The sequence below is a fragment of the Neisseria sp. HMSC065D04 genome (genome assembly GCF_001815675.1).
Classification (GTDB): Bacteria; Pseudomonadota; Gammaproteobacteria; order Burkholderiales; family Neisseriaceae; genus Neisseria.
Genome location: NZ_KV821544.1, coordinates 1 through 23473, shown reverse-complemented (window position 1 = coordinate 23473; position 23473 = coordinate 1). Strand labels below are relative to the sequence as shown.

Annotated in this window: 22 protein-coding genes; 7 read left to right on the top strand and 15 right to left on the bottom strand. The window is 53.3% G+C overall.

Features of this window, described 5'->3' with window-relative positions; translation table 11 throughout:
* Positions 1-14: 14 nt before the first annotated feature.
* Positions 15-1313: a glutamate-1-semialdehyde 2,1-aminomutase gene (hemL, locus tag HMPREF3050_RS11120; protein WP_070774829.1), complete on the bottom strand. Its 1299-nt coding sequence runs from the start codon at positions 1311-1313 to the stop codon at positions 15-17.
* A gap of 212 nt (positions 1314-1525) precedes the next feature.
* Between hemL and HMPREF3050_RS11115 the strand changes: the two genes are divergently transcribed.
* A complete protein-coding gene (locus tag HMPREF3050_RS11115) occupies positions 1526-1933 on the top strand; it encodes a hypothetical protein (RefSeq protein WP_003758897.1) in 408 nt (135 codons plus the stop codon).
* A 200-nt stretch (positions 1934-2133) separates the two neighbouring features.
* Positions 2134-3462, top strand: coding sequence for a tRNA (N6-isopentenyl adenosine(37)-C2)-methylthiotransferase MiaB (gene miaB / locus HMPREF3050_RS11110; protein WP_003743791.1), 1329 nt, complete (start codon positions 2134-2136; stop codon positions 3460-3462).
* A gap of 108 nt (positions 3463-3570) precedes the next feature.
* On the opposite strand, the gene HMPREF3050_RS11105 is transcribed toward miaB, so the two are convergent.
* Positions 3571-4455 carry a LysR family transcriptional regulator gene (locus tag HMPREF3050_RS11105; protein ID WP_070774841.1) on the bottom strand — a complete coding sequence of 295 codons (885 nt, stop codon included), beginning with the start codon at positions 4453-4455 and terminating at the stop codon, positions 3571-3573.
* Positions 4456-4558: 103 nt separating this feature from the next.
* On the opposite strand from HMPREF3050_RS11105, the gene HMPREF3050_RS11100 reads away from it, so the two are divergent.
* From HMPREF3050_RS11100 to HMPREF3050_RS15135, 3 genes are all read left to right on the top strand, one after another.
* Complete coding sequence (locus HMPREF3050_RS11100) at positions 4559-5149, top strand: NAD(P)H-dependent oxidoreductase (RefSeq protein ID WP_049223007.1); 591 nt, start codon at positions 4559-4561, stop codon at positions 5147-5149.
* Positions 5150-5487: 338 nt separating this feature from the next.
* Positions 5488-6612 carry a glutamate 5-kinase gene (proB, locus tag HMPREF3050_RS11095; RefSeq protein ID WP_070774828.1) on the top strand — a complete coding sequence of 375 codons (1125 nt, stop codon included), beginning with the start codon at positions 5488-5490 and terminating at the stop codon, positions 6610-6612.
* A gap of 226 nt (positions 6613-6838) precedes the next feature.
* Entirely contained in the window at positions 6839-6970 is a 132-nt protein-coding gene (locus HMPREF3050_RS15135; protein ID WP_003767833.1) for a hypothetical protein, read from the top strand.
* 482 nt (positions 6971-7452) lie between these two features.
* Here the strand turns inward: HMPREF3050_RS15135 and lpxA are convergent, their stop codons facing one another.
* From lpxA to ispC, 7 genes are all read right to left on the bottom strand, one after another.
* Positions 7453-8229: an acyl-ACP--UDP-N-acetylglucosamine O-acyltransferase gene (gene lpxA, locus HMPREF3050_RS11090; protein WP_070774827.1), complete on the bottom strand. Its 777-nt coding sequence runs from the start codon at positions 8227-8229 to the stop codon at positions 7453-7455.
* Positions 8230-8314: 85 nt separating this feature from the next.
* Complete coding sequence (fabZ, locus tag HMPREF3050_RS11085; RefSeq protein WP_003741990.1) at positions 8315-8764, bottom strand: 3-hydroxyacyl-ACP dehydratase FabZ; 450 nt, start codon at positions 8762-8764, stop codon at positions 8315-8317.
* A 124-nt stretch (positions 8765-8888) separates the two neighbouring features.
* Positions 8889-9932 (bottom strand): UDP-3-O-(3-hydroxymyristoyl)glucosamine N-acyltransferase, encoded by a 1044-nt coding sequence (gene lpxD, locus HMPREF3050_RS11080; protein ID WP_070774826.1) that lies wholly within the window; start codon positions 9930-9932, stop codon positions 8889-8891.
* A 196-nt stretch (positions 9933-10128) separates the two neighbouring features.
* Positions 10129-10581, bottom strand: coding sequence for an OmpH/Skp family outer membrane protein (locus tag HMPREF3050_RS11075; protein ID WP_174263552.1), 453 nt, complete (start codon positions 10579-10581; stop codon positions 10129-10131).
* 213 nt (positions 10582-10794) lie between these two features.
* On the bottom strand, positions 10795-13194 hold the full coding sequence (gene bamA, locus HMPREF3050_RS11070; RefSeq protein WP_070491279.1) for an outer membrane protein assembly factor BamA: 2400 nt from the start codon (positions 13192-13194) through the stop codon (positions 10795-10797).
* Positions 13195-13198: 4 nt separating this feature from the next.
* Positions 13199-14539, bottom strand: coding sequence for an RIP metalloprotease RseP (rseP, locus tag HMPREF3050_RS11065; RefSeq protein ID WP_070774825.1), 1341 nt, complete (start codon positions 14537-14539; stop codon positions 13199-13201).
* Between the two features lie 211 nt (positions 14540-14750).
* Positions 14751-15935 carry a 1-deoxy-D-xylulose-5-phosphate reductoisomerase gene (gene ispC / locus HMPREF3050_RS11060; protein ID WP_070774824.1) on the bottom strand — a complete coding sequence of 395 codons (1185 nt, stop codon included), beginning with the start codon at positions 15933-15935 and terminating at the stop codon, positions 14751-14753.
* On the opposite strand from ispC, the gene HMPREF3050_RS15130 reads away from it, so the two are divergent.
* Complete coding sequence (locus HMPREF3050_RS15130; protein ID WP_283122383.1) at positions 15929-16063, top strand: hypothetical protein; 135 nt, start codon at positions 15929-15931, stop codon at positions 16061-16063. The genes ispC and HMPREF3050_RS15130 overlap by 7 nt on opposite strands.
* A 149-nt stretch (positions 16064-16212) precedes the next feature.
* Here HMPREF3050_RS15130 and HMPREF3050_RS11055 read toward each other — a convergent pair whose 3' ends face one another.
* From HMPREF3050_RS11055 to HMPREF3050_RS11030, 6 genes are all read right to left on the bottom strand, one after another.
* Entirely contained in the window at positions 16213-17007 is a 795-nt protein-coding gene (locus HMPREF3050_RS11055) for a phosphatidate cytidylyltransferase (protein WP_070774823.1), read from the bottom strand.
* Positions 17008-17009: 2 nt separating this feature from the next.
* A complete protein-coding gene (locus tag HMPREF3050_RS11050; protein ID WP_003758925.1) occupies positions 17010-17756 on the bottom strand; it encodes an isoprenyl transferase in 747 nt (248 codons plus the stop codon).
* A 57-nt stretch (positions 17757-17813) separates the two neighbouring features.
* Entirely contained in the window at positions 17814-18371 is a 558-nt protein-coding gene (gene frr, locus HMPREF3050_RS11045; RefSeq protein ID WP_003758927.1) for a ribosome recycling factor, read from the bottom strand.
* A gap of 342 nt (positions 18372-18713) precedes the next feature.
* Positions 18714-19835, bottom strand: a complete 1122-nt coding sequence (locus HMPREF3050_RS11040) for a beta-carotene 15,15'-monooxygenase (RefSeq protein WP_070774822.1) — start codon at positions 19833-19835, stop codon at positions 18714-18716.
* Positions 19825-20778: an ABC transporter ATP-binding protein gene (locus tag HMPREF3050_RS11035; protein WP_070774821.1), complete on the bottom strand. Its 954-nt coding sequence runs from the start codon at positions 20776-20778 to the stop codon at positions 19825-19827. Before HMPREF3050_RS11035 ends, HMPREF3050_RS11040 begins: the two co-directional genes overlap by 11 nt.
* A 431-nt stretch (positions 20779-21209) precedes the next feature.
* On the bottom strand, positions 21210-22184 hold the full coding sequence (locus tag HMPREF3050_RS11030) for a S49 family peptidase (protein ID WP_039863262.1): 975 nt from the start codon (positions 22182-22184) through the stop codon (positions 21210-21212).
* Positions 22185-22895: 711 nt separating this feature from the next.
* Between HMPREF3050_RS11030 and HMPREF3050_RS11025 the strand changes: the two genes are divergently transcribed.
* The coding region (locus HMPREF3050_RS11025; RefSeq protein ID WP_070774840.1) for a hypothetical protein at positions 22896-23473 on the top strand (578 nt) is incomplete at its 3' end.

The window sequence follows — 23473 nt, the reverse complement described above, 5'->3', positions numbered from 1 at the left end:
GCCTTGTCTCATTTTTATTTTAATCCACTATATTTCGCCATTTCCGCGAACACTTGATGCGCGGTGGCGATGGTTTCGTCAATCAGCTCGGGCGTGTGCGCGGCGGAGACAAAGCCCGCTTCATAGGCGGACGGGCCGAAGGCGGTGTTGCGGTCGAGCATGCCGTGGAAGAAGCGTTTGAAGGCGTCGATATTGGAACGCGCCATGTCGCCGTAATTTTGCGGGGTGTGTGCGGCGAAATACAGGCCGAACATACCGCCCACGCTGTCGGCGGTGAACTCGATGCCGTGTGCTTTGGCGGCGGCGGCAAGCCCGTCGGCGAGGCGGCGGGTCAAGGCGGTCAGGTTTTCGTAGAAGCCTTCGCGCTGGATGATTTCAAGCGTTTTCAAGCCGGCGACGACGGCAATCGGGTTGCCTGATAATGTGCCTGCCTGATACACGCCGCCCAGCGGGGAAATGCATTCCATGATGTCTTTGCGTCCGCCGAACGCGGCAAGCGGCATACCGCCGCCAATGACTTTGCCCATCGTGGTCAGGTCGGGCGTGATGCCGTGCAGCGATTGCGCGCCGCCGAGCGCGACGCGGAAGCCGGTCATCACTTCGTCGTAAATCAACACGGCGCCGTGTTTTTCGGTCAATTCGCGCAGGGCTTTGACGAAGGCTTCGGTCGGGCGGACCAGGTTCATATTGCCGACGAAGGGTTCGAGGATGACGCAGGCGATTTCGTCGCCGTTGCGGGCGAACGCTTCTTCGAGCTGGGCGGTGTTGTTGTATTCGAGGACTAAGGTGTGTTTGGTAAAGTCGGCGGGAACGCCTGCGGAAGACGGGTTGCCGAAGGTGAGCAGGCCGCTGCCGGCTTTGACGAGCAGGCTGTCGGAATGGCCGTGGTAGCAGCCTTCGAATTTGATGATTTTGTCGCGTCCGGTAAAGCCGCGTGCGAGGCGGATGGCGGTCATGGTGGCTTCAGTGCCGGAGCTGACGAGGCGCAGCCGTTCGACGGACGGCATGATTTTGGCGATTTCTTCGGCGATGACGATTTCGCCTTCGGTGGGCGCGCCGAACGACAAACCGCCCAACGCGGCTTCGCGCACGGCTTCGATGACTTCGGGGTGCGCGTGTCCGACAATCGCAGGTCCCCACGAACCGACGTAATCGGTGTAGCGCGTGCCGTTTTCGTCCCAAACATACGCGCCTTCGGCTTTTTTGATGAAGCGCGGCACGCCGCCGACGCTGCCGAATGCGCGGACGGGGGAATTCACGCCGCCGGGGATGATGGCTTTGGCGCGGTCAAACAGGATTTCGTTACGGTTCATAGCGGGTTCTTTCTGAGGTCGTCTGAAAAATAAGCGGTATTTTATCATCAGATTGCCCGCGCCAGCCGTTTCAGACGACCCCGAAAGCCCAAACCGCCACGGCGCAACGCCGTATCTGAAAATGAAAATTGTTCTGTAAAAACAATCACTCTGTTCATATTTGAAGCGTTTGTGCTATAATCCGCACCCATTTATACCATAAAGAAAACATCATGTTACGCGGATTCATTTTAATGCTTACCCTTTTGGTTTCCACCGTCTCCTACGCCGCCCAGCGCAAGCTGCCGAGCGATATGGACGCGGCGGTTTTGAAACAGGTCGAACTACCTTATCTGAAAGTGAGCCGTGGCGGCTTCTCATGGACGCGCCTCTTGACGCTGGGCCTTGCCGACGGCAATTCCGCCAAGCTGCAGATTACCCGTTTCACCAAAATCCACGACGAAAACGACCGCTTCATCCCGATGGGGCGGCTGGCGGGAAAAACCGGCAAAACCATCGCCTTCAAACACAACGACACCAACGCCCTCGTGCGCGAAGTGTGGGTTTTGACCGACGACGAAGCCTCCCGTTTTACCGCGCAAAAAGAAGTCCGCGACGAGATTAAGCAAGACGCGCAATAAGCCGCCAGCCCGTTTCAGACGACCCAAGCACACACCGCGTGGTTGGCTGTTGCAGCCGCAGCAGCGTAACCGCGCATTTTTGCGCCCTGACGAATCAGTGTTTCAGACGACCCGCCAAGCCTTCCCCAAGGTCGTCTGAAATCAAGATTTCCATAACAATCAGCCCCGCAATTACGGGCTACCTGAGAAAGACACAAACCATGAAAAAAGTATTTATCCGCACCTTCGGCTGCCAAATGAACGAATACGACAGCGAAAAAATGCTCGCCGTACTCGCCGAAGAAAACGGCGGCATCGAACAAGTGACCGAAGCCGACGAAGCCGACATCATCCTCTTCAACACCTGCTCCGTGCGCGAAAAAGCGCAGGAAAAAGTGTTCTCCGACTTAGGCCGCGTGCGCCCGCTCAAAGAAAAAAATCCCGACCTCATCATCGGCGTTGCCGGCTGCGTCGCCTCCCAAGAAGGCGAAAACATCATCAAACGCGCGCCTTATGTGGACGTCGTCTTCGGCCCGCAAACGCTGCACCGCCTGCCCAAAATGATTGTGGATAAAGAAACCAGCGGCCTGTCGCAAGTCGATATTTCCTTCCCCGAAATCGAAAAATTCGACCACCTGCCGCCCGCCCGCGTCGAAGGCGGCGCAGCATTCGTGTCCATCATGGAAGGCTGTTCCAAATACTGCTCGTTCTGCGTCGTCCCCTACACCCGCGGCGAAGAATTCTCCCGCCCGCTGAACGACGTTTTGACCGAAATCGCCAACCTCGCCCAGCAAGGCGTGAAAGAAATCAACCTCTTGGGACAAAATGTCAACGCCTATCGCGGCGAAATGGAAGACGGCGAAATCTGCGACTTCGCCACCCTGCTGCGCATCGTCCACGAAATCCCCGGCATCGAGCGTATGCGCTTCACCACCAGCCACCCGCGCGAGTTTACCGACTCGATTATCGAGTGCTACCGCGACCTGCCCAAGCTGGTGTCGCACCTGCACCTGCCGATTCAAAGCGGTTCCGACCGCGTATTGAGCGCGATGAAACGCGGCTACACCGCCTTGGAATACAAATCCATCATCCGCAAACTGCGCGCCATCCGCCCCGACTTGTGCCTGAGCAGCGACTTCATCGTCGGCTTCCCCGGCGAAACCGAGCGCGAGTTCGAGCAGACCCTGAAGCTGGTGAAAGACATCGCCTTCGATTTGAGCTTCGTCTTCATTTACAGCCCGCGCCCCGGCACACCCGCCGCCAACCTGCCGGACGACACCCCGCACGCCGAAAAAGTGCGCCGCCTCGAAGCCCTGAACGAAGTCATCGAAGCCGAAACCGCCCGCATCAACCAAACCATGATCGGCACCGTACAACGCTGTCTGGTCGAAGGCATCTCCAAAAAAGACCCCGACCAGCTCCAAGCCCGTACCGCCAACAACCGCGTGGTCAACTTCACCGGCACGCCCGATATGATCAACCAAATGATCGATTTGGAAATCACCGAAGCCTACACCTTCTCCCTGCGCGGCAAACCGGTCGAAGCATAAAGCCGTTCCGCCATAGCAAAGGTCGTCTGAAAACCTGTATCTTGGTTTTCAGACGACCTTTTTGTATCTTGGGCAAGTTCGGAAAGACTTAGTGTTTAAAAACGTACTTTAATTGACTTGTTCCACCAAAAAATCCACAAAAGCCCGGATTTTCGGGCTGACGGCATTGTCGCCGTAATAGACGGCGTAAAACGGTTTGGCTTCGTTCAAGGCGCGGTCGGGCAGGAGTTCGTGCAGGTGTCCCGCTGCGATATCGGCGGCGACGGTGAAATCCGACAGGCAGGCAATGCCGTTGCCTTCCAGGCACAGGCGGCGGATGGTTTCGCCACTGTTGGCGGACAATTGCGGCACGGCGGCGTAGGGCGTGTGGCCGGTGTCGGCAAACGGCCAGTTGTTCAGGGTTTTGGGCTCGGAGAAGCCGATAAGGGTGTGCCGCGACAGGTCGGCGACGGTTTGGGGTGTGCCATGACGGGCGAGATAATCGGGCGCGGCAACGAGTTTCAGACGGCTGTCGAACAGATGACGGGCGCGCAAGGCAGAGTCGTGCAGGCTGCCTGCGCGGATGGCGATGTCCACGCGCCGCTCGATGAGGTCGATGTAGCCTTCGGACGAGGTGAGCAGCAGCGACACCTGCGGATAGCGTTCGCAGAACGGGCGTACCAGCGGGGCGACGAGGTGCAGCAGCGTGGGCGTGGCGGAATCCACCCGAAGCACGCCCTGCGGCGCGCCGCCTGCGGAGAGGATTTCGGCTTCGGCGGCCTCGATGTCGTGCAGTATCTGCCGCGCGCGCTCGAAAAAGCGGCAGCCTTCTTCGGTGAGCCGCAGTTGGCGCGTGGTACGGTTGAGCAGGTTGGCGGAGAGTTTGTCTTCCAGCCGCTTCACGGTGCGGCTGACGGCGGAGTTGGCCAGCCCGAGCCGTTCTGCCGCACGGCTGAAACTGCCGCTTTCCACCACCTGCACAAACACAGCCAGTTCGTCCGAATGGGTTTTCATTATTGCGTTTCCTAGAAAAGTGTTTTGCAATTGTTGCCGTTTTTCATTATAAAGCATCGGGGTACAATAATGCTTTTTCAACGCAAATATTTGAGGGACCAACATGAATATTCTGTTAATTGACGGCGGCCAACATTTCGGCCATTCCGCCGGCCGCCTGAACCACACGCTGCACCAAACCGCGCGCGACACGCTGACCGCACTCGGCCATGCGGTGAAGGAAACCGTGATTGAAGCAGGCTACGACAAAGATGCCGAGGTGGAAAAATGGCTGTGGATGGACGCGGTCATCTGGCAGATGCCCGGCTGGTGGATGGGCGAGCCGTGGACGGTGAAAAAATATATCGATGAAGTGTTTACCGCAGGCGTGGGCGAAAACAAGCTGGTGGCCAACGACGGTCGCCACCGTGTAAACCCGACGGAAGGCTACGGCACGGGCGGCTTGCTGCATGGCAAAAAACACATGATTTCATCCACTTGGAACGCGCCGATTGAGGCGTTTACCCGAGAAGGCGATTTCTTTGAGGGCGCGGGCGTGGACGGCGTGTACCTGCATTTCCACAAGGCCAACGAGTTCCTCGGCACCACGCGCCTGCCCTCGTTCATCTGCAACGATGTGATCAAGAATCCGCAGGTGGAGCGGTATTTGGCGGATTATCGGGCGCATTTGGAGAAGGTGTTCGGTAAAGCATAGTTGAGAGATCCGACCCGCTTGGTTGCCGATACGGTATCTGCTATCCGCCGTATCGATGTAGGTAGGCTGGCTATACGCAGAGTATTTGATATTCGTGTACACCAAATAAATCAAAGGTCGTCTGAAAACCCGTATCGTGGTTTTCAGACGACCTTTTTGTATCGTGTCGGCATCAACAGTCAGCTCACCGAATCCCGCCTGTCTTTTAGCAATTTCACGATACCGCGTATTGACAGCCCCATAGGGGTCGTCTGAAAATCAGTTTTCGCGCTTTCAGACGACCTTTTTACGTTTAACAACCCGTCCGAAGCCGCCCCATATCCCCAGCGAGAAAAACCATGTCCCTGCAAAACCTCTCCAACATCCGCACCCTTGTCGTCAAAGTCGGCTCCAGCCTCGTTACCGCGGGCGGCAAAGGCATAGACCAAGCCGCACTCGACCGCTGGGCGGCGCAAATCGCCGAACTGGGCAAACAAGGCGTGCAAACCGTCCTCGTTTCCAGCGGCGCCATCGCTGAAGGCATCAAACGGCTGGGCTGGAGCAAACGCCCCACCGCCATCAACGAACTGCAAGCCGCCGCCGCCGTCGGGCAAACCGGCATTGCCCAAGCCTACGAAGCCGCGTTCGCACCGCACGGCATCCGCACCGCCCAAATCCTGCTCACCCACGACGACCTGAGCAACCGCACCCGCTACCTCAACGCCCGCAGCACCCTGCAAACCCTGCTGTCCAAAGGCATCGTCCCCGTCATCAATGAAAACGACACCGTGACCACCGACGAAATCAAACTCGGCGACAACGACACCCTCGGCGCGCTCGTGACCAACCTCATCGAAGCCGACGCCCTCGTCCTTCTGACCGACCAAAAAGGCCTGTACGACAGCGACCCGCGCAAAAATCCGCAAGCCAAACTGATTCCGACCATCGCAGCCGACCATCCCGACCTCGAAAGCATGGCGGGCGGCGCGGGCAGCAGTGTCGGCACAGGCGGCATGTACACCAAAGTAACCGCCGCCAAACGCGCCGCACTCAGCGGAGCCGCCACCGTCGTCGCATGGGGCGGCGAACCCGACGTCCTCGTCCGCCTTAAACAAGGCGAAAGCATAGGCACGCTCTTCACCAGCGCACACAGCCGCGTCGCCGCCCGCAAACAATGGCTGCTCGGACACGTCCAAACCGCCGGCAGCCTGACCGTCGATAGCGGCGCGGCAAAAGCCCTGACCGAACAACACGCCAGCTTGCTGCCCGTCGGCTGCATCCGCGCGGACGGACATTTCCACCGCGGCGAACTCGTTGCCATCCTCGATACCGACGGCAAAGAAATCGCCCGCGGCCTGACCAATTACAGCAGCGGCGAAACCGCCAAAATCCTGCAAACCCCGTCCGAACGCATCGCCGAAAAATTAGGCTATACCCACGAAGACGAACTCATCCACCGCGACAATATGGCGTCGCATTGGTAAAAAAGGTCGCCTGAAACCATATAGTGGATTAACTCTAAATCAGGACAAGGCGACGAAGCCGCAGACAGTACAGATAGTACGGAACCGATTCACTTGGTACTTCAGCACCTTAGAGAATCGTTCTCTTTGAGCTAAGGCGAGGTAACGCCGTACTGGTTTAAAGTTAATCCACTATATTATTGGGTTTCAGACGACCTCCCCTCCCATCCAACCAAAGGAAATCAGCATGAAAAAATTCATCTTCCTCACCACCGCCCTCCTGCTCCTCAACGCCTGCGCCGCCCAATCCGGACAAGGCAGTTCCGCACAAGTCTATGGCGAAATCAAAGGCGGCGTAGAAAGCAGCCACGTCCACTAAGCGGGCGGAACGGCAGGCATTGCCCACGCAGAAGATGCCGCCCCAATCATCCGTTCTTCATATAGTGGATTAACTCTAAATCAGGACAAGGCGACGAAGCCGCAGACAGTACAGATAGTACGGAACCGATTCACTTGGTACTTCAGCACCTTAGAGAATCGTTCTCTTTGAGCCTAAGGCGAGGCAACGCCGTACCGGTTTAAAGTTAATCCACTATACAATCCGCATGACGAACATCGTGCCATAAAATCAAAAGGTCGTCTGAAACTTGGTTTACCCGGTTTTCAGACGACCTTTTCTATTGGACTGAAGACAAATGTTTGGACGGCAGTCATTCCCGCGCCAAACAGGAAAAGGACAAGGCTGATGTTGCGACAACGTCGTCTGAAACGGCTTACGGACAGCACCCAGTTTCTATTCAAACCTTTTCGCCGCTACGGCTTTCAGCCCTTAATCCTGCCTGTCGGTACGGTTTCTCCCAATCAGCGGATAATCCCGCGCGTGGATTGGGCGAAGAAGTCTTTAAACACCACCAGCTCCGCCTGCGTTTCGGCGCGGCGGAGGATGTCGGCTTTGGCTTCTTCAAACGGGATGCCGCGGTGGTAGATGGTTTTATACACATCTTTGACGGCGGCGATCTGCTCGGCGGTGAAGCCGTTGCGGCGCATGCCTTCGCTGTTGATGCCTGCGGGTTCGGCGCGGTAGCCTGCCGCCATGAAGTAAGGCGGTACGTCTTTGTGTACGCCTGCGGCGAAGGCGGTCATGGCGTAGTCGCCGATTTGGCAGAACTGGAACACCAGCGTGTAGCCGCCCAAGACGACGTAGTCGCCGATGGTAACGTGTCCGGCGAGGGAGGCGTTGTTGGCGAAGATGGTGTGGTTGCCGATGACGCAGTCGTGCGCGAGGTGGCAATACGCCATAATCCAGTTGTCGTCGCCGACGCGGGTTTCGCCGATGCCGGTTACCGTGCCGAGGTTGAAGGTGGTGAATTCGCGGATGGTGTTGCCGTTGCCGATAATCAGCTTGGTCGGCTCATCGCGGTATTTTTTGTCCTGCGGGATTTCGCCGAGGCTGGCAAATTGGAAAATGCGGTTGTTTTCGCCGATGGTGGTGTGGCCGTTGATGACGGTATGCGGGCCGATTTCGGTGTTCGCGCCGATTTGGACGTTGGGGCCGATAACGGTGTACGCGCCGACTTTGACGCTGGAGTCGAGTTCGGCTTTGGGGTCAATGACGGCGGTCGGGTGGATGAGGGTCATGTTTTTCCTTTCCTGTCGTGTTGCCGCAAAGATGCGCGACGGCAACAGGTCGTCTGAAACTTTCAGACGACCTTTTTCTGAACACTCAAACCACGCGTTTGGCACACATGATGATGGCTTCGACGGCGACTTGTCCGTCCACTTTGGCGACGGCGCTGAATTTGCCGATGCCGCGTTTGTTGGTCAGCAGCTCGACTTCGAAAACGAGTTGGTCGCCGGGGATGACTTGGCGTTTGAAGCGGGCTTCGTCTATGCCGGCGAAGAAGAAGAATTCGTTTTCTTTGCGGCCGCCTTCACTGAGGATGGCGAGTGTGCCGCAGGCTTGCGCCATGGCTTCGATGATGAGTACGCCGGGCATGACGGGCAGGTCGGGGAAATGGCCTTGGAACTGCGGCTCGTTCATGGTGACGTTTTTAATCGCGGTCAGGGTTTTCATGGACTCGAAGGCGGTGATGCGGTCGAGTTGCAAAAACGGGTAGCGGTGGGGAATGAGTTTTTGGATGTCTTTGGCTTCGATGGGGAGTTGTACGTCCATGTTCGTCGTATTCCTTGGTATTTCGAGGTTGGCTGGGCGGTTTCATCGCGGGGGCTTTAAAACGGCAGGCTTTGCTGCTTTGTCGGGATTTAAAGCGCATCCGCCATGTAAACCGATTGTGGGATTATTCGTCTTTTTCGCTGTCGCTCAGACGGTTTTCCAATGTTTTGAGGCGTTTGTTCATTTCGCTCAGGCGGTGGATGTAAACGGCGTTGCGCGCCCATTCTTTATGGGTGGACATCGGGAAGATGCCGGCGAGGTGTTTGCCGCTTTCGGTAATGCTGTGGGTCACGGACGTGCCGCCGCCGATGGTGGTTTTGTCGGCGATTTCGATGTGTCCGACCGTACCGACGCCGCCGCCGATAATGCAGTAGCTGCCGATGGTAACGCTGCCTGATATGCCGGTTTTGGCGGCGATGACGGTGTGCGAACCGATTTTGCAGTTGTGTCCGATTTGGACTTGGTTGTCGATTTTGGTGCCGTTGCCGACGGTGGTGTCGCTCATCGCGCCGCGGTCGATGTTGGTGTTCGAGCCGATTTCTACGTCGTCGCCCAGCGTTACCGCGCCGGTTTGCGGGATTTTAAACCATGAATCGCCGGCGAAGGCGAGTCCGAATCCGTCCGCGCCGATGACTGCGCCGCTGTGGATTTCAACGCGGTTGCCCAGTGTGCAGCCGTAATAAACGACGGCGTTGGGATGCAGGACGACTTCGTCGCCCAGTTTGCAATCGTGTTGGACAACGGCGTTTGCCAAGATGCGGCAGCCTTCACCAAGCATGGTGTTTGCGCCGATGTAGGCATTTGCGCCGATTTCGCAGCTGGCAGGAACGGTGGCGCCCTCTTCGACGACGGCGGTCGGATGGATGCCGCCGCGCGCTTTGACGATGGGCGAAAACAGGCGGGCGACTTTGGCGAAATAGAGATAGGGGTCGTCGGCGACAATCAGGTTGCGCCCTTCAAATTCGTCCACTGCTTTGGCAGAAACGATGACCGCACCCGCGCTGCTGTCGTGGACTTCGGCTTTGTATTTCGGATTGGCGAGGAAGCTGATGTGTTCCGCCTGCGCGTCTGCGAGCGGGCGCACGGCGGCGACGGAAATGTCCTTGCCGCGCCATTCGCCGCCAAGCTGCGCTGTGATTTGGGACAGGGTGTAGGTTTTTGAAGTCATGATGTTTCGTAAACTTTGAGATGAGGTCGTCTGAAAAAGGACGGCGGGAGCAGTCGGACAGAACAGTTTGCCTAAAACGTATGCCGGCAGGAGTGATAAGACAGGTAATTATATCGTTTATTGGATTTTCAGACGACCCTTTGCTTGAAAGAGGTCGTCTGAAAACAGGTTTGCTGTATCTCGTTCAGCCTTCCGATTAACGTGTATTCAGGGCTTTAATCACGCTGTCGGTAATGTCGTAACGTGCGTTGACGTAAATCACGTCCTGCAAAATCACATCATAGCCTTCGCGTTTGGCAAGATCGACGATGATGCGGTTGGCGTTTTGCTGGAGGGCGGCAAATTCTTCGTTGCGGCGCAGGTTGTAGTCTTCTGCCAGCTCCGCCTGTTTCTTGCGGAACTGCTGAACCAGCTCGCCCCAGCGTTTTGCCGCAGCTTCACGCTCTTTGCCCTGCAATTTGCCTTCGGACAGGGATTTTTCGAGCTTCTCACCTTCTTGCTGCAATTTCTGCAAAGCGTCCTGACGGCTGCGGAATTCCTTTTCCAAGGTCGTCTGAATGCGTTGCGCCTGCTTGGACTCAAGATAAACGCGCTCGGTATTGATAAAGCCGATTTTCTGTACGGCTTCCGCCGCCGCAGCTTGGTTCATCAACCCGAAGCCCAATAAAGCCGCGCCGCCGAGGCGGAAGGCGTTGGCAATGATGTTCATCTGGATTTCCTTGATTTTGTATCCCGCCAATCAGCGGGATGACGGTTTGTTTTTAAAAAGAGGCAGAACGCCCCGCCCCTTTTCCTTCAGGTCGTCTGAAAATGTTTATCTGCATAGGGATTTCGATTTTCAGACGACCTTGTTCTGCCTACGTCAGAATGTGGTACCCAATTGGAACTGGAAGCGTTGGATTTCGTCGCTGTCTTTTTTCTTCAGCGGGTAGGCGTAGCTGAACTTCATCGGACCCAGCGGCGAGAGCCAAGTTACTGCCGCACCGGCGGAGTAGCGCAACTCTTCCTTGAAGGTCGATTTGTGGGTCTTGCCTAAGCCGTATGGGTTTTGAGCGGCATTGTTGGTGTAGTAGGTATTGCTACTGCTGTCGTTATAAGTTTTGCCGTCCCATACGCTGCCCGCGTCGGCAAACAGGCTCAGGCGGACGGAGCGGGAATCTTTGATGCCCGGCATCGGGAACAGCAACTCGGCGGAAACGTTGGCTTTTTTGTTGCCGCCGTAGCTGATTTTCTCGCCGTATTCGTCATAAACTTTCGGACCCAGCGTGCCGCTCTCGTAACCGCGTACGGAGCCTAAGCCGCCGCCGTAGAAGTTTTCAAAGAACGGCATGGTTTTGGTTTTGCCGTAACCGTTGCCGACGCCGACTTCGCCGCCGAGCATCAGGGTGAAGTCTTTGGTCAGCGGGAAGAACCAGGTTTGGTTGTGGGTCAGTGTGTAGTATTGCAGGTCGCTGCCCGGCAGGGCGATTTCGCCGTTGATGCCGGTCATGTAACCGCGGGTCGGCCACAAGGCGCTGTCGGTTTTATTGCGTCCCCAGCCGATTGTACCTTTGTACAGCCAGCCTTTGAAGCTGCCCACGCCGTCCGTGCCTTTACCATATTGGTTGATAAAGTCGGCATAACGTTTAGGCGCGCCTTTGTAGGTATTCACGGTCAGGTGTTCCGCCGCCAGACCCAAATTGACGCGGTCGTATTCGGTAACGGGGATGCCCATGCGCACGCCCGCGCCTGCGGTGGTGGTTTTATATTGTTTCGCGCTGGAAGAGGCTTTACGCGGGTCGTAAGACTTGCCGTAAATATCGTAACCGAGGCTTACGCCGTCGGGTGTGAAATACGGATCGGTAAACGACAGCGAGCCGTTCAGCGTGGTTTTACTGCGTGAGGCGCGCAGGGAAACGGATTTACCCGTACCGAACAGGTTGTCTTGGGAAACGCCTACGGACATGACCAAGCCGGTATCCTGAACCCAGCCCGCACTCATATCCAGCGAACCGGTAGAACGCTCGTTCACGCTCATGTTCAAATCGACTTGGTCGGGCGTATTGGCAACCGGTACAGCATCGAATTGTACGTTGTCGAAGTAGCCCAGCAGCTCGACACGCTCTTTGGAACGTTGCAGCTTGGAAGTGTCGTAAGGCGCGGATTCCATCTGACGCAATTCGCGGCGCACGACTTCGTCACGGGTTTTGTTGTTGCCGGTGATGTTGATTTCGTTCACATAAATTTTGCGGCCGGGTTCGACATTCAGGACGAAATCGACAGTTTGAGTCTCGGCATTAGGCACTGGCTGAACGTTGACTTCGCTGAACGCGTAGCCTGCCGTACCCATGCGGTTTTGGATGGCTTCGAGCGATTTGACCATTTGGGCGCGTTCGTACCATTTGCCCTTTTTCATGGTCAGCAGTTTTTGCAGCTCTTCTTTCGGCACTTCGCGGGTGTCGCCTTCTATGCGAACGTCGCCCCAACGGAAGCGTTCGCCCTCGTCAACCGTGATTTTAATGGTTTGCTTGGTTTTGTCTTCGTTGGTCTGGATGTCGGTATCCAGAATGCGGAAATTGAAGTAGCCGTTGTTTTGGTAGAACTCGCTGACGCGCTCCATGTCTTGCGAGAATTTCTGCTCGTTAAACTGGTTGCTCTTGGTCAGCCAAGTCCACATGCCGCCTTCGCTCAAAGACATTTGTTTCATGAGCTTGCGGTCGGAATAGACTTTGTTGCCTTCAAATTCGATGTCGGTAATCTTGGTGGTTTTACCCTCATCGATGGCGATGTCGATGGAAACGCGGTTACGCGCGAGTTTGGTGACGGTCGGCGTGATTTGGACCGACTGCTTGCCGCGGCTTTTGTATTCTTCCTTCAGGCTGGCGACAGACTGGCTCAGCGTGGCCGGATTGAAGTATTGGGATTGCGCCAAACCGAAGGATTCAAGGTTTTTCTTGATTACATCGTTTTGCAGCATTTTCGCGCCGGTGATGTTCAGCGTGCTGATGGTCGGGCGTTCGATAACGGTCAGCAAGACCTGATTGCCCATGGTCTCTACGCGGACATCGTCAAAAAAACCGGTCGCATACAGACTTTTGATGATTTCTTCGCTGCGTGCGTCGCTGAATTGGTCGCCGACTTTGACGGGCAGGTAGTTGAAGACCGTACTCGGTTCGGTGCGCTGCAAACCTTCGACGCGGATGTCTTGAATGGTGAAGTCGGCAAACGCCAAAGGCGACATGCCCAATACCATCAAAGCAGAAGCAATCTGTTTCAATTTCATAAAATTATCCAAACAAACGGTTGATGTCATTAAAGAAAGCCAGTGCCATCATTAAGAGCATGGCAGCCAGTCCGAGGCGCAGGCCGATTGCCTGTATGCGCTCGCTCAAGGGCTTTCCGCGTATCCATTCGGCAGTGTAGAACACCAAATGCCCGCCGTCCAATACGGGGATGGGCAACAAGTTCAACACGCCTAAACTAATGCTGACCAACGCGAGGAATTCCAAATAGCTTTGAAATCCCAGCTGTGCCGTTTTTCCGGCGACGTCGGCAATGGTCAGCGGACCTGAAATATGGTTCAGGGAGGCATTGCCCGTAATCAGTTTTCCGAAGAATTTTACCGTCATCCAAGCGTTGTTGACGGTTTTGTCCCAGCCCATCGCAAATGCTTCTGCGACAGACGGCTTATATTCGCGCTTGATTTCTTTTGTCCACGCTTCGTCGCCCTGAGGACCGAAGCCTACCCTGCCGACCAGCGTTCTGTCGGGTTGCTGGATACTGTCGGGGCGGATGGTCGTCTGAAAAGTTTTACCGTCGCGCTCATAAATCAATTCGATTTTCTTGCCCGGGCTTTGGCGTACGATTTCCACCCATTGCTGCCAAGTCTCGATGTCTTGTCCGTCGGCACTGATCAGCTTGTCGCCTTTTTTCAAACCGGCTTTTTCAGCCGGGCTGTTTTCTGTCATTTCGCCGACGCGGGTGGTGATTTTAAAAGGCGACAACCCGATATAGCCTTGGTTTTTCGCAATTTTACCTGCTTCAGGCGTACCGGCGGCATCGATAATCCGCATGGTTTTTTGCCCCGAGCTCGTCTGAACGGCAACATTTACCTTGCCTGACTCGATGTTCAACACGATTTCTTGCTGGGCTTTTTCCCACTCGCCGACGTTAACGCCGTTAACCGAAATAATTTTGTCTCCGGGCTGAAAACCTGCTTTTGAGGCGATGGTATTTTGCTCGACCATGCCGACATAAGGGCGGATTTCGGTAACGCCGAAGGAAAAACTCAAGCCGTAAAGCAGAACCGCCAGCGCGAGATTGGTCAGCGGGCCTGCGGCAACGATGGCGATGCGTTTGGCGGGATGCTGTTTGTCGAAGGCGTAAGGCAGGTCTGCCTGCGTCACTTCCCCCTCGCGCGTATCGACCATTTTGACATAGCCGCCCAATGGGATGGGCGCCAAACACCATTCGGTATCGCCGCGCTTTCTGCTGAAAAACGGTTTGCCGAAGCCGACGGAAAAGCGTACGACTTTGACGCCGCACAATCTGGCGACGATGTAGTGTCCGAACTCGTGCAGGCTGACCAAAATCAGGATGGCGAAAATAAAAGCTAGAAGGGTTTGCAAAAGAATCTCTCTGGTTGGGTATGGGTTGACGTTGTCGATGTTTCAGACGACGTATCAAGGTAGGGGTCGTCTGAAAAGCATTCGCAATGTGTAGAAAATATTATTGGCGTTATTTTGCCGATTATAAAGTCAGTCTGCCGTTTTGTCCGCCACACATGACGGGTGGGCGGGTTTTCAGACGACCTGTCATTTTTTATCGTTGCGGCACGGTTTATCCCAATGCGGCGATAAATTCCTGCGCCTGCCTGCGGGTAATGGCGTCTTGCGCCAGCAGGTTTTCGATGTTGCCGAGGTCGTCTGAAAAGTCTTGTGCGAGACAATGGGCGACGGTTTTGGCAATGTCGGTAAACTTAATCTGCCCGTCTAAGAAGGCGGCGACGGCGGCTTCGTTGGCGGCGTTCAAGACGCAGGGTGCGGTTCCGCCCGCGTTCATGGCTTCATAGGCAAGCTTCAGACAAGGGAAGCGGTCAAAGTCGGGCTTTTGGAAGGTCAACGCAGACAATGCGTCGAAATCCAGGTCGCCGACACCCGAATCGATGCGCTCGGGCAAGCCCAAACAATAAGCGATGGGCGTACGCATATCGGGATTGCCCAGTTGCGCCAGCACGGAGCCGTCGCGGTAGCGCACCATGCTGTGTATCACGGATTGCGGATGGATGACGACTTCGAGTTTATCAGGCGGGCAGTTGAACAGCCAATGCGCTTCAATCAGCTCCAAACCTTTGTTCATCATGGTGGCGGAATCGACGGAGATTTTGCGCCCCATGCTCCAATTAGGGTGTTTGACCGCTTGCGCGGGCGTAATGCTGTCGAACGTGCCTAAATCGGCCGTCAGAAACGGGCCGCCGGAAGCGGTCAGGATAATCGAACGGATGCCGTGTTCGTTCAGACGACCTGTGTAATCGCGCGGCAAAACTTGGAAAATGGCGTTGTGTTCGCTGTCGATGGGCAACACTGCCGCGCCGTTTGCGCGGGCGGTTTCCATAAACAACGCGCCGGAAACCACCAGCGTCTCTTTGTTCGCCAGATAAATGGTTTTGCCTTTCTGCGCCGCCGCCAGCGCGGAAGGCAGGCCCGCCGCACCGACGATGGCGCACATGACACCGCTGACTTCGTCGGCAGACGCAACGTCAACCAATGCCTGCGCGCCGTGTAAAACCTGCGTCGCCGCGCCGTCGCGTTTCAACAGGGCTTCAAGCCGGGCGGCGTGTTCGGTATCGGCAACGACGGCATAGTCTGGGCGAAATGTTTGACATTGAGCCGCCAGTTTCTCAACCTGCTTATGCCCCGCCAACGCGAATACGCGGAATTTTTCGGGATGGCGCGAAACAACGTCCAGCGTGCTTTCGCCTATGCTGCCGGTACTGCCTAATATGGTCAGGACTTGTGGTGTCATGGTGTGTTCTTTATGTACTGCTTTCGGATTTCAGACGACCTTTGGGCTTGAGGTCGGAAAGGTCGTCTGAAAACGCTTATTCGATATTGTGTTTGATGTGTTCCAACGATTTTTCTATAGTGGATTAACTTAAACCAGGACGGCGTTACCTCGCCTTAGCTCAAAGAGAACGATTCTCTAAGGTGCTGAAGTACCAAGTGAATCGGTTCCGTACCATCTGTACTGTATCTGCGGCTTCCGCCTTGTCCTGATTTAAATTTAATCCACTATAACCGCTTCAGAACAAGCTTTCAAAGGCGGCATAGACGCTGATGACGGCAATCAGGCTATCCACGCGGTCAAACACGCCGCCGTGTCCGGGCAGCAGATTGCTGCTGTCTTTGATGCCCGCCGCGCGTTTGAGCCAGCTTTCCAACAGGTCGCCGCATACGCTGACAACGGTCAACACCAAACCGATTAACACGGTATTGAACCAGCCTGCGTCAAACGTGAGCCAACCAGCCCACCACACCACAGTCATGTACACTGCCACGCAAATCGCGCCGCCGATTGCGCCTTCCCAGCTCTTGCCGGGGCTGACGGTCGGTGCGATTTTGTGTTTGCCGAACGCTTTGCCGCTGAAATACGCGAAAACATCGGCAACCCACACCAAACCCATCACAGCAAGCAGCGACAAGGCATAATCGGGATGCGGACGCAGGGACATGAGTGCGAACCAAAACGGCATGACCAAAAGCCAGCCGACGGTATAAGCCTGCCAGCCGCCGTTCAATTTCCATTTGAATTTCAGCCACAAAGGCATAACGACCAGCCAAAACGCCAAAACGGCGTACCAGACGATATCCGGCAGCATCCAACCGCCTGCGTAGGCAATCACGCCGAACACCAGCGTCGCGGCGAGATAATGATTGGTTTTCAGTTTTTCCAATCCGCTCATGCGGGCGTATTCCCACAGCGTAACCAGGGAAATCAACCCGCAAAATGCCGCCCACAGCCATTGCGGCGCGTAAAACAGCATACCGAGCATCAACGGCAGCATCCACAGCGCCGTGATAATCCGTTGTTTCAACATTTTTAACCCCTTTGCTGCTCTACCGGCAGCTGTTCCGAAGTGCGGCCGAAGCGCCGTTCGCGTTTTTGGAACGAGGCGACAGCATCGTCCAAGGCTTTGCTGTCAAAATCGGGCCACAGGGTATCGGTAAAATAAAGTTCGGCATACGCCATCTGCCAAAGCAGGAAATTGCTGATGCGCGTTTCGCCGCCAGTGCGGATGAACAAATCCGGCTCAGGCGCATCGCCCAGCATCAAGTGTTTCGCCAGCGCGTCTTCCGTAATCTCGGATACGCCTTCGGCAATCAGTTTGTTTGCCGCCTGCAAAATGTCCCAGCGGCCGCCGTAATCCGCGGCGATACTCAGGGTCAGGCCGGTATTGTTCGCCGTCAACGCTTCCGCTTCTTCGATGCCTTGCAGAATCTGCCGGTTGAAGCGTTCGCGGCTGCCCAACACCTTCAGGCGCATATTGTTTTCGTGCAGACGGCGCACCTGCTTTTGCAAAGCCTGCAAAAACAGCCCCATCAGGAACGACACTTCGTCTTCGGGGCGGCGCCAGTTTTCAGTCGAAAAGGCAAACACGGTCAGATATTGCACACCCAGTTTGGCGCAATGCTTTACCATATTTTCCAGCGCGTCCAAGCCGCGTTTGTGCCCCATCACGCGGGGAAGGAAACGCTTTTTCGCCCAACGGCCGTTGCCGTCCATAATCACGGCGATATGCTTCGGAACCGAAGTATGTTCCAAAATGGTCTGCGTGCTGCTCTTCATATCTGCCTTTCGCAGCGCGGCGGTTCAAAGGTCGTCTGAAACGCCGCGGACAAGGGTTTAAATCGCCATCAAATCTTCTTCTTTGGCAGCCAGCGTTTTATCGGCTTCGGCGATGTATTTGTCGGTCAGTTTTTGAACCGCTTCTTCGCCGCGACGTGCTTCGTCTTCTGAAATTTCTTTGTCTTTCAAGAGTTTTTTGATGTGATCGTTTGCATCGCGGCGTACGTTGCGTATGGACACGCGTCCTTCTTCCGCTTCGCTGCGTACGACTTTAATCAAATCTTTACGGCGCTCTTCGGTCAGCATGGGCATAGGTACGCGGATCAAATCGCCGACGGCTGCCGGGTTCAGACCCAAGTTTGAATCGCGGATGGCTTTCTCGACTTTGGCCGCCATATTGCTTTCAAAAGGTTTTACGCCGATGGTGCGCGCGTCCAGAAGCGTCACGTTGGCAACTTGGCTGACCGGAACCATGCTGCCCCAGTATTCGACTTCCACTTGGTCCAACAGACCGGTATGCGCACGGCCGGTACGCACTTTCGCCAAATTCTCTTTCAGCACTTCTACCGAGCGCTGCATTTTGCTTTCCGCTGTTTTTTGAATATCGTTAATCATTTTCTGCTTTCAAATAAGATACTGAATTTAAAACCTCGCCCGGACGCATGACCATCCGAACGGCAAATCAAGCTGTTAACTGCGCATAGTACCGTCATTCGGCGATTCCGACAAGGCAGGGGCGGTTTTGGGCCTTGTTTCTTAACTGATATTTAAATGCCGTTATAGATGAGTTTGGGACGGAAAAGCATGGACGGCCTCGATACAGCCGAATTCATTTGCGTATAGACAAAAAGGTCGTCTGAAAACCTTGTCAACCGGTTTTCAGACGACCTTTATCCTATCCCGCCTCCAACCTCTCTATGGCGAAAGGCAGGATGCAAAACAGAAAATACGCTCCTGTTAAAATGAAATCACGAACCAAAGACCTCGGAGAAGCAGGTATATCAATAATGCGATGGTGATGTTGTTGTATCGCCATTTCATTTGGTTGATGGAAAAAACCAGCAGCATGAGGAGAAAGAATGGTGTTATGTATGACCATACCATTTCTGCTGACACCAATGCGGCACAAATCAATCCCAAAGGGAAAAGAATCATCCAAGCAGGCAACGAAGCAATCGCCCACTTCGACTTTCTATTGCGCGCACGGACAAATTCTCCAATAGAAGAAAAGGTCGTCTGCTTCTGCGTAATCAAAGACAAAATACTTATACCGCCATAAGCTACAGCGCAAATATACAGCGCTTGTTGATAGTTGCTTACTAAACTGATTGAAGCTAAAGGCGTAAGAAGTCCGAGGACGATAAAAGTCAATCGGGAAGAGCGCAGGTGCAGGCGTTCTGCCATAGCCGCGCGGGCGGCAACGCTGCATAAGACAACAGAAATAATGGAAGCAATAATCGGGGATACTGGGGACACATTGTCACGCAAACCCAGAATATCTTCCAAAGCGGTCAACATACTGGTGACGAACATGACCATGACGACAAACAGCAATAGGAGTTGTAATAGAGACCCTTCCCATTGATCGTTGCCACGTTTGAACTGCAAAGCATTAACCAATATCATGCAGGCGAGTGCCCATGAGTTGAGCGGCATAGTCAACCATATGATGAAAACATCGCTGTCTTCATGGTTGAAATGAAACATCGTTAGGCCGATCAGTATCCAGCCGACAAGGAAAATAACCCAGCCGGTCAAAGGCGCGACAACAATCCTCGCCCAAGCCATCTGCCACGGAGACAAAGAAGACATGCGCAACTGATCAAATGCATTGCTGGATACATCTTGGCGCAAACTGCGCTCAATCTGCAGATAAAGGGCGATATTTGAAATGCCGGTACCGAACGCACCGACGCTGGCGATATATTCCACCAGGTTTTCAGAATTGGCATTGGCAAAAACAAACAGGCTGTAGAGTATGATGATGCCTGCAATCATGCCCCAGCTCATGTTGAGCCACATCAGCCTTTGAAATTCGGCGTTAACCCGGATTTTGGGGATATTCAATTTATTGTCCATCGGCTTGCTCCTGTTGCTCTTGTTGCTCCTGCTTGTGGAGATTGAGGCTGTTTTGATAACTGTTTAGCAGCGATGCCTTAATGACGGCAGCTTCGCTCAAAGGCAGGTTTTGTTCAAACAGCTTGCGCAACAAGGCTGCACGCGCTTCTTCTCCCGCATCCAATATGACGGTAACGGCATGATTGTTCCATTCTGCCTGCTTCACGCCTTCCGTATTGCGGACCCGCTCGAATATGGATTCATCCAAACCGACAAATTGCAGCGAAACAGTCTGATCTTCGTTAACATCATCATTAACAGATTGAAATGCCTGAACACGTCCGCCTTTGATAACCAGCATATGCGAACAATATTCGTCCAGCTCGGAAAGAATATGGCTCGACACCAAAATGCTCATGCCTTCATCTTTGAGCTTCAGCAGCAACAAAGACAATTCATGTCGTGCCTCAGGGTCAAGACCGCTGGCAGGTTCATCCAAAAGCAAGAACTTAGGACGATGGATGATGACTTGCCCGATACCGACACGCTGTTTCTGACCACGGGAAAGGTCGCTGACTTTGGCATACAGTTTATGTTCCAAATTAAGCAGGCGAACGGTTTCCAGCAACAAATCGGGAAGTCGCGCATCAGGAATACCGCGGGATTTGGCGGCATACGTTAAGCACTGGATCACGCTCAAACCATCCGGCAACCCAAAAAAATCAGGCAGGTAGCCGAGTTTGGAAAAGCTATCGCGCGGATTATCAAGAATAGGCAGGCCGTCAAGCAAGACATCGCCGGATGTCGGGATTTCCAATCCTGCCATACAACGCATCAAAGTGGATTTGCCGGCACCATTAGGTCCGATTAATCCGGTAATACTGCCCTGCGGAAGTTCAACCGAGACATCGTACAATGCCTGCGTATTGCCGTAGTAAAAATCTAGATGTTGGACATTAATCATAATATTTATAAGATATGAAGGGGTTGGATGCAAAAATCGGGGGCGCTAACGCCGACTGATAAACTTTTATCACACGGATGAAATGACAAAATGGCTTTTCAGACGACCTCAAACATTTCTTGGCATTTCATGATAAACATTCAGCCTCAGCCGTTCCGATCTTGAGCCTTCGTATTATCAACAAAAAACTGTTTGACATACAAAAAACTGCTTCTGCGGTCGCTTTAATAGAAAGACGGATAACTTTACCCTATATCAGCGAACTTAAAAAAGCGGCAAGGACATCTTCCAAGCCGCTTTTTTGTCATTGGTTTGTTACCTTCCAACCTATAAATGGCATATGGAACATCATCAAACACCTCAAAAGATACGTTTTCAGACGACCCCACACTTACCTAGGGCGGCAACAAACGAATAATGGACAAATCCTATTACCATATTTTCGACAGTTTTTCTTTAACTTTAGTCTCCATTTCAGCACTCAAATGGCGACCCAATATTTTGCCGAAATCCTCTTCAGGCGTATAGTTCACCAGCTCAGGGGCTTTGACGACATCTCTAGCGACACTATATACGCTGCCGAAATCATCAATCAATCCCACTTCTTTAGCCTCCGAACCGGTATAGATACGGCCGCTGAAAACATCAGAATACTGCTGATCTTTCAAACGCTTTCCGCGTCCGAGTTTAACCGATTTAATAAATTCCTTATGGATATCGGTCAGCATTTTTTCCCAAATCTGAGTTTGTGCGGGCGTTTCAGGAGAAAACGGATCGCCCATACCTTTATTGCTGCCCGCGATTTTCAGACGACGTTTGATACCGATTTTATCCATCAGCCCCGTCGCATCAAACCCTCCGCCAATCACACCGATACTGCCGACCACGCTGGACGGATCCGCATAAATCTTGTCAGCCGCCGCCGCAATGTAATAACAGCCCGATGCACACATATCTTCCGCCACCACATACACAGGAATGTCTTTATGCTCCGACTTCATACGGCGGATTTCATTAAACGCAATATTGGAAACCACAGGCGATCCGCCCGGACTATTGGCGCGGATGATAATCGCTTTAGCGTTGGGGTTATTGTAAACCGCCTCCATACCGGTGCGCAGCATCTCAACCTGATCATCAAGTTCATTGCCGATTTCACCTTTCAAATCGATTACTGCCGTATGCTCCCCGCTGCTTTGCACTGCATCGGTATCGTCTCCAAACAGTGACGCAATAAACATGAGAAATAAAATCACACCGATAACACGCCAAATATTGCGCCAAATACGTGCGCTACGCTGCTCTTTATAAGAAGCCAGCAATACTTCGCGCAATACTTCGCGCTCCCAAAACGAGCCGGAATGAGATGAGGGATTATTCCCCTCACGAGAATAAGGTTCCTGCATGATCGGTACTTTCATTGTTCAAATTTTGACACTCGGAACCACAATTCAGGTAGCTCCAACATTTTAGAGGATGTCTCCTATCCAATAACCCCGCATTCTACCGTCCTAAAAGATAAAATTTCAATCATCAGCAAATATTTGAACAAAGTTTTCATTTTATAACGAAATTTTTGGTTTCCACATTGGGGGAAACAAAGAAAACAGCGTCAAAAAGTGATATGGGATATTATGCGCAGCGATAAAAGCTTGAAGGAAGATTTATGATAACTATTTTGAGTAATCGGACTATTCCTATCATAATGCTGTGTTGTTCGGCAGTGTGTCACAGCCAGTAGAGTTTATCTCCGGCAAAAATACCGATACCGTCGATATAAACATTAAAAGCGCAGACGCCTATTCCGGAAAACGCTTTTTTCAAAACATCCGTAGGAGTGTAGCAAGCGTAGATTGGGGCGGAAATCCAACATCTATCAAGGTCGTCTGAAATTTTCAGACGACCTCTTTGCCAATAGCAGTCGTCCTGTTCAATTGTTCATATGGTTTTGATACACCGCCATCACAAACCTGCCGACCACATTCTCTAGGTAAAGAATTGATTGTTTTATTCCCTAAAAGCGCAAGCAGACTATGAAAATGCAAAAAACGTCAGGAAAATGCAGAAACTAGCCACAGACAATTTAAATAACTTACTTGTCTATTTAAAGGACTAAAATGACCAATCAAGTTAAATATGATCGCAATAAAGACCGTCAGGGATTGTTTGATAAGGATTTTTTTGAGCAATCTTATGAAAATAACCTTATGTTGCTTAATGTCACGTTTCAGTGTGAAAAAGACTATCCTACCGAACCGCCTACAAATGTGGTTGACCAGTTATATCCTTTATTACTTACCGAATACACCGCAGGATTTCCGATAGAAGAAATCAAGAAGCGTATGAATCAAATAGTTTATTACTGTAAGCAATGCCTGGATATACACAGGCAATACGGGCAAAAGGAAGACATCATGTTTATTTGGGGACCGGAGGAGTGGGCGGGAGAAGAGCAACCCAACATTATCGGACTTTGCCTATTGTTCGAACGGATGGATTGGCTGGAAACCATTAAAGACAGCCTAGATCCCTATAACGATGACGAAATGTATTACGACCCTTCGTTCAGGGCTTTGATGAATATGGCACTACCCACGAAATTTGATCCCAGCGCCAAATTTGCCAAAGGCGGGCACAACTTCCGCAAACCCCTGCTACAAGCAGAGACCTTTGCAAAATTCCCCAAAATCCCCTA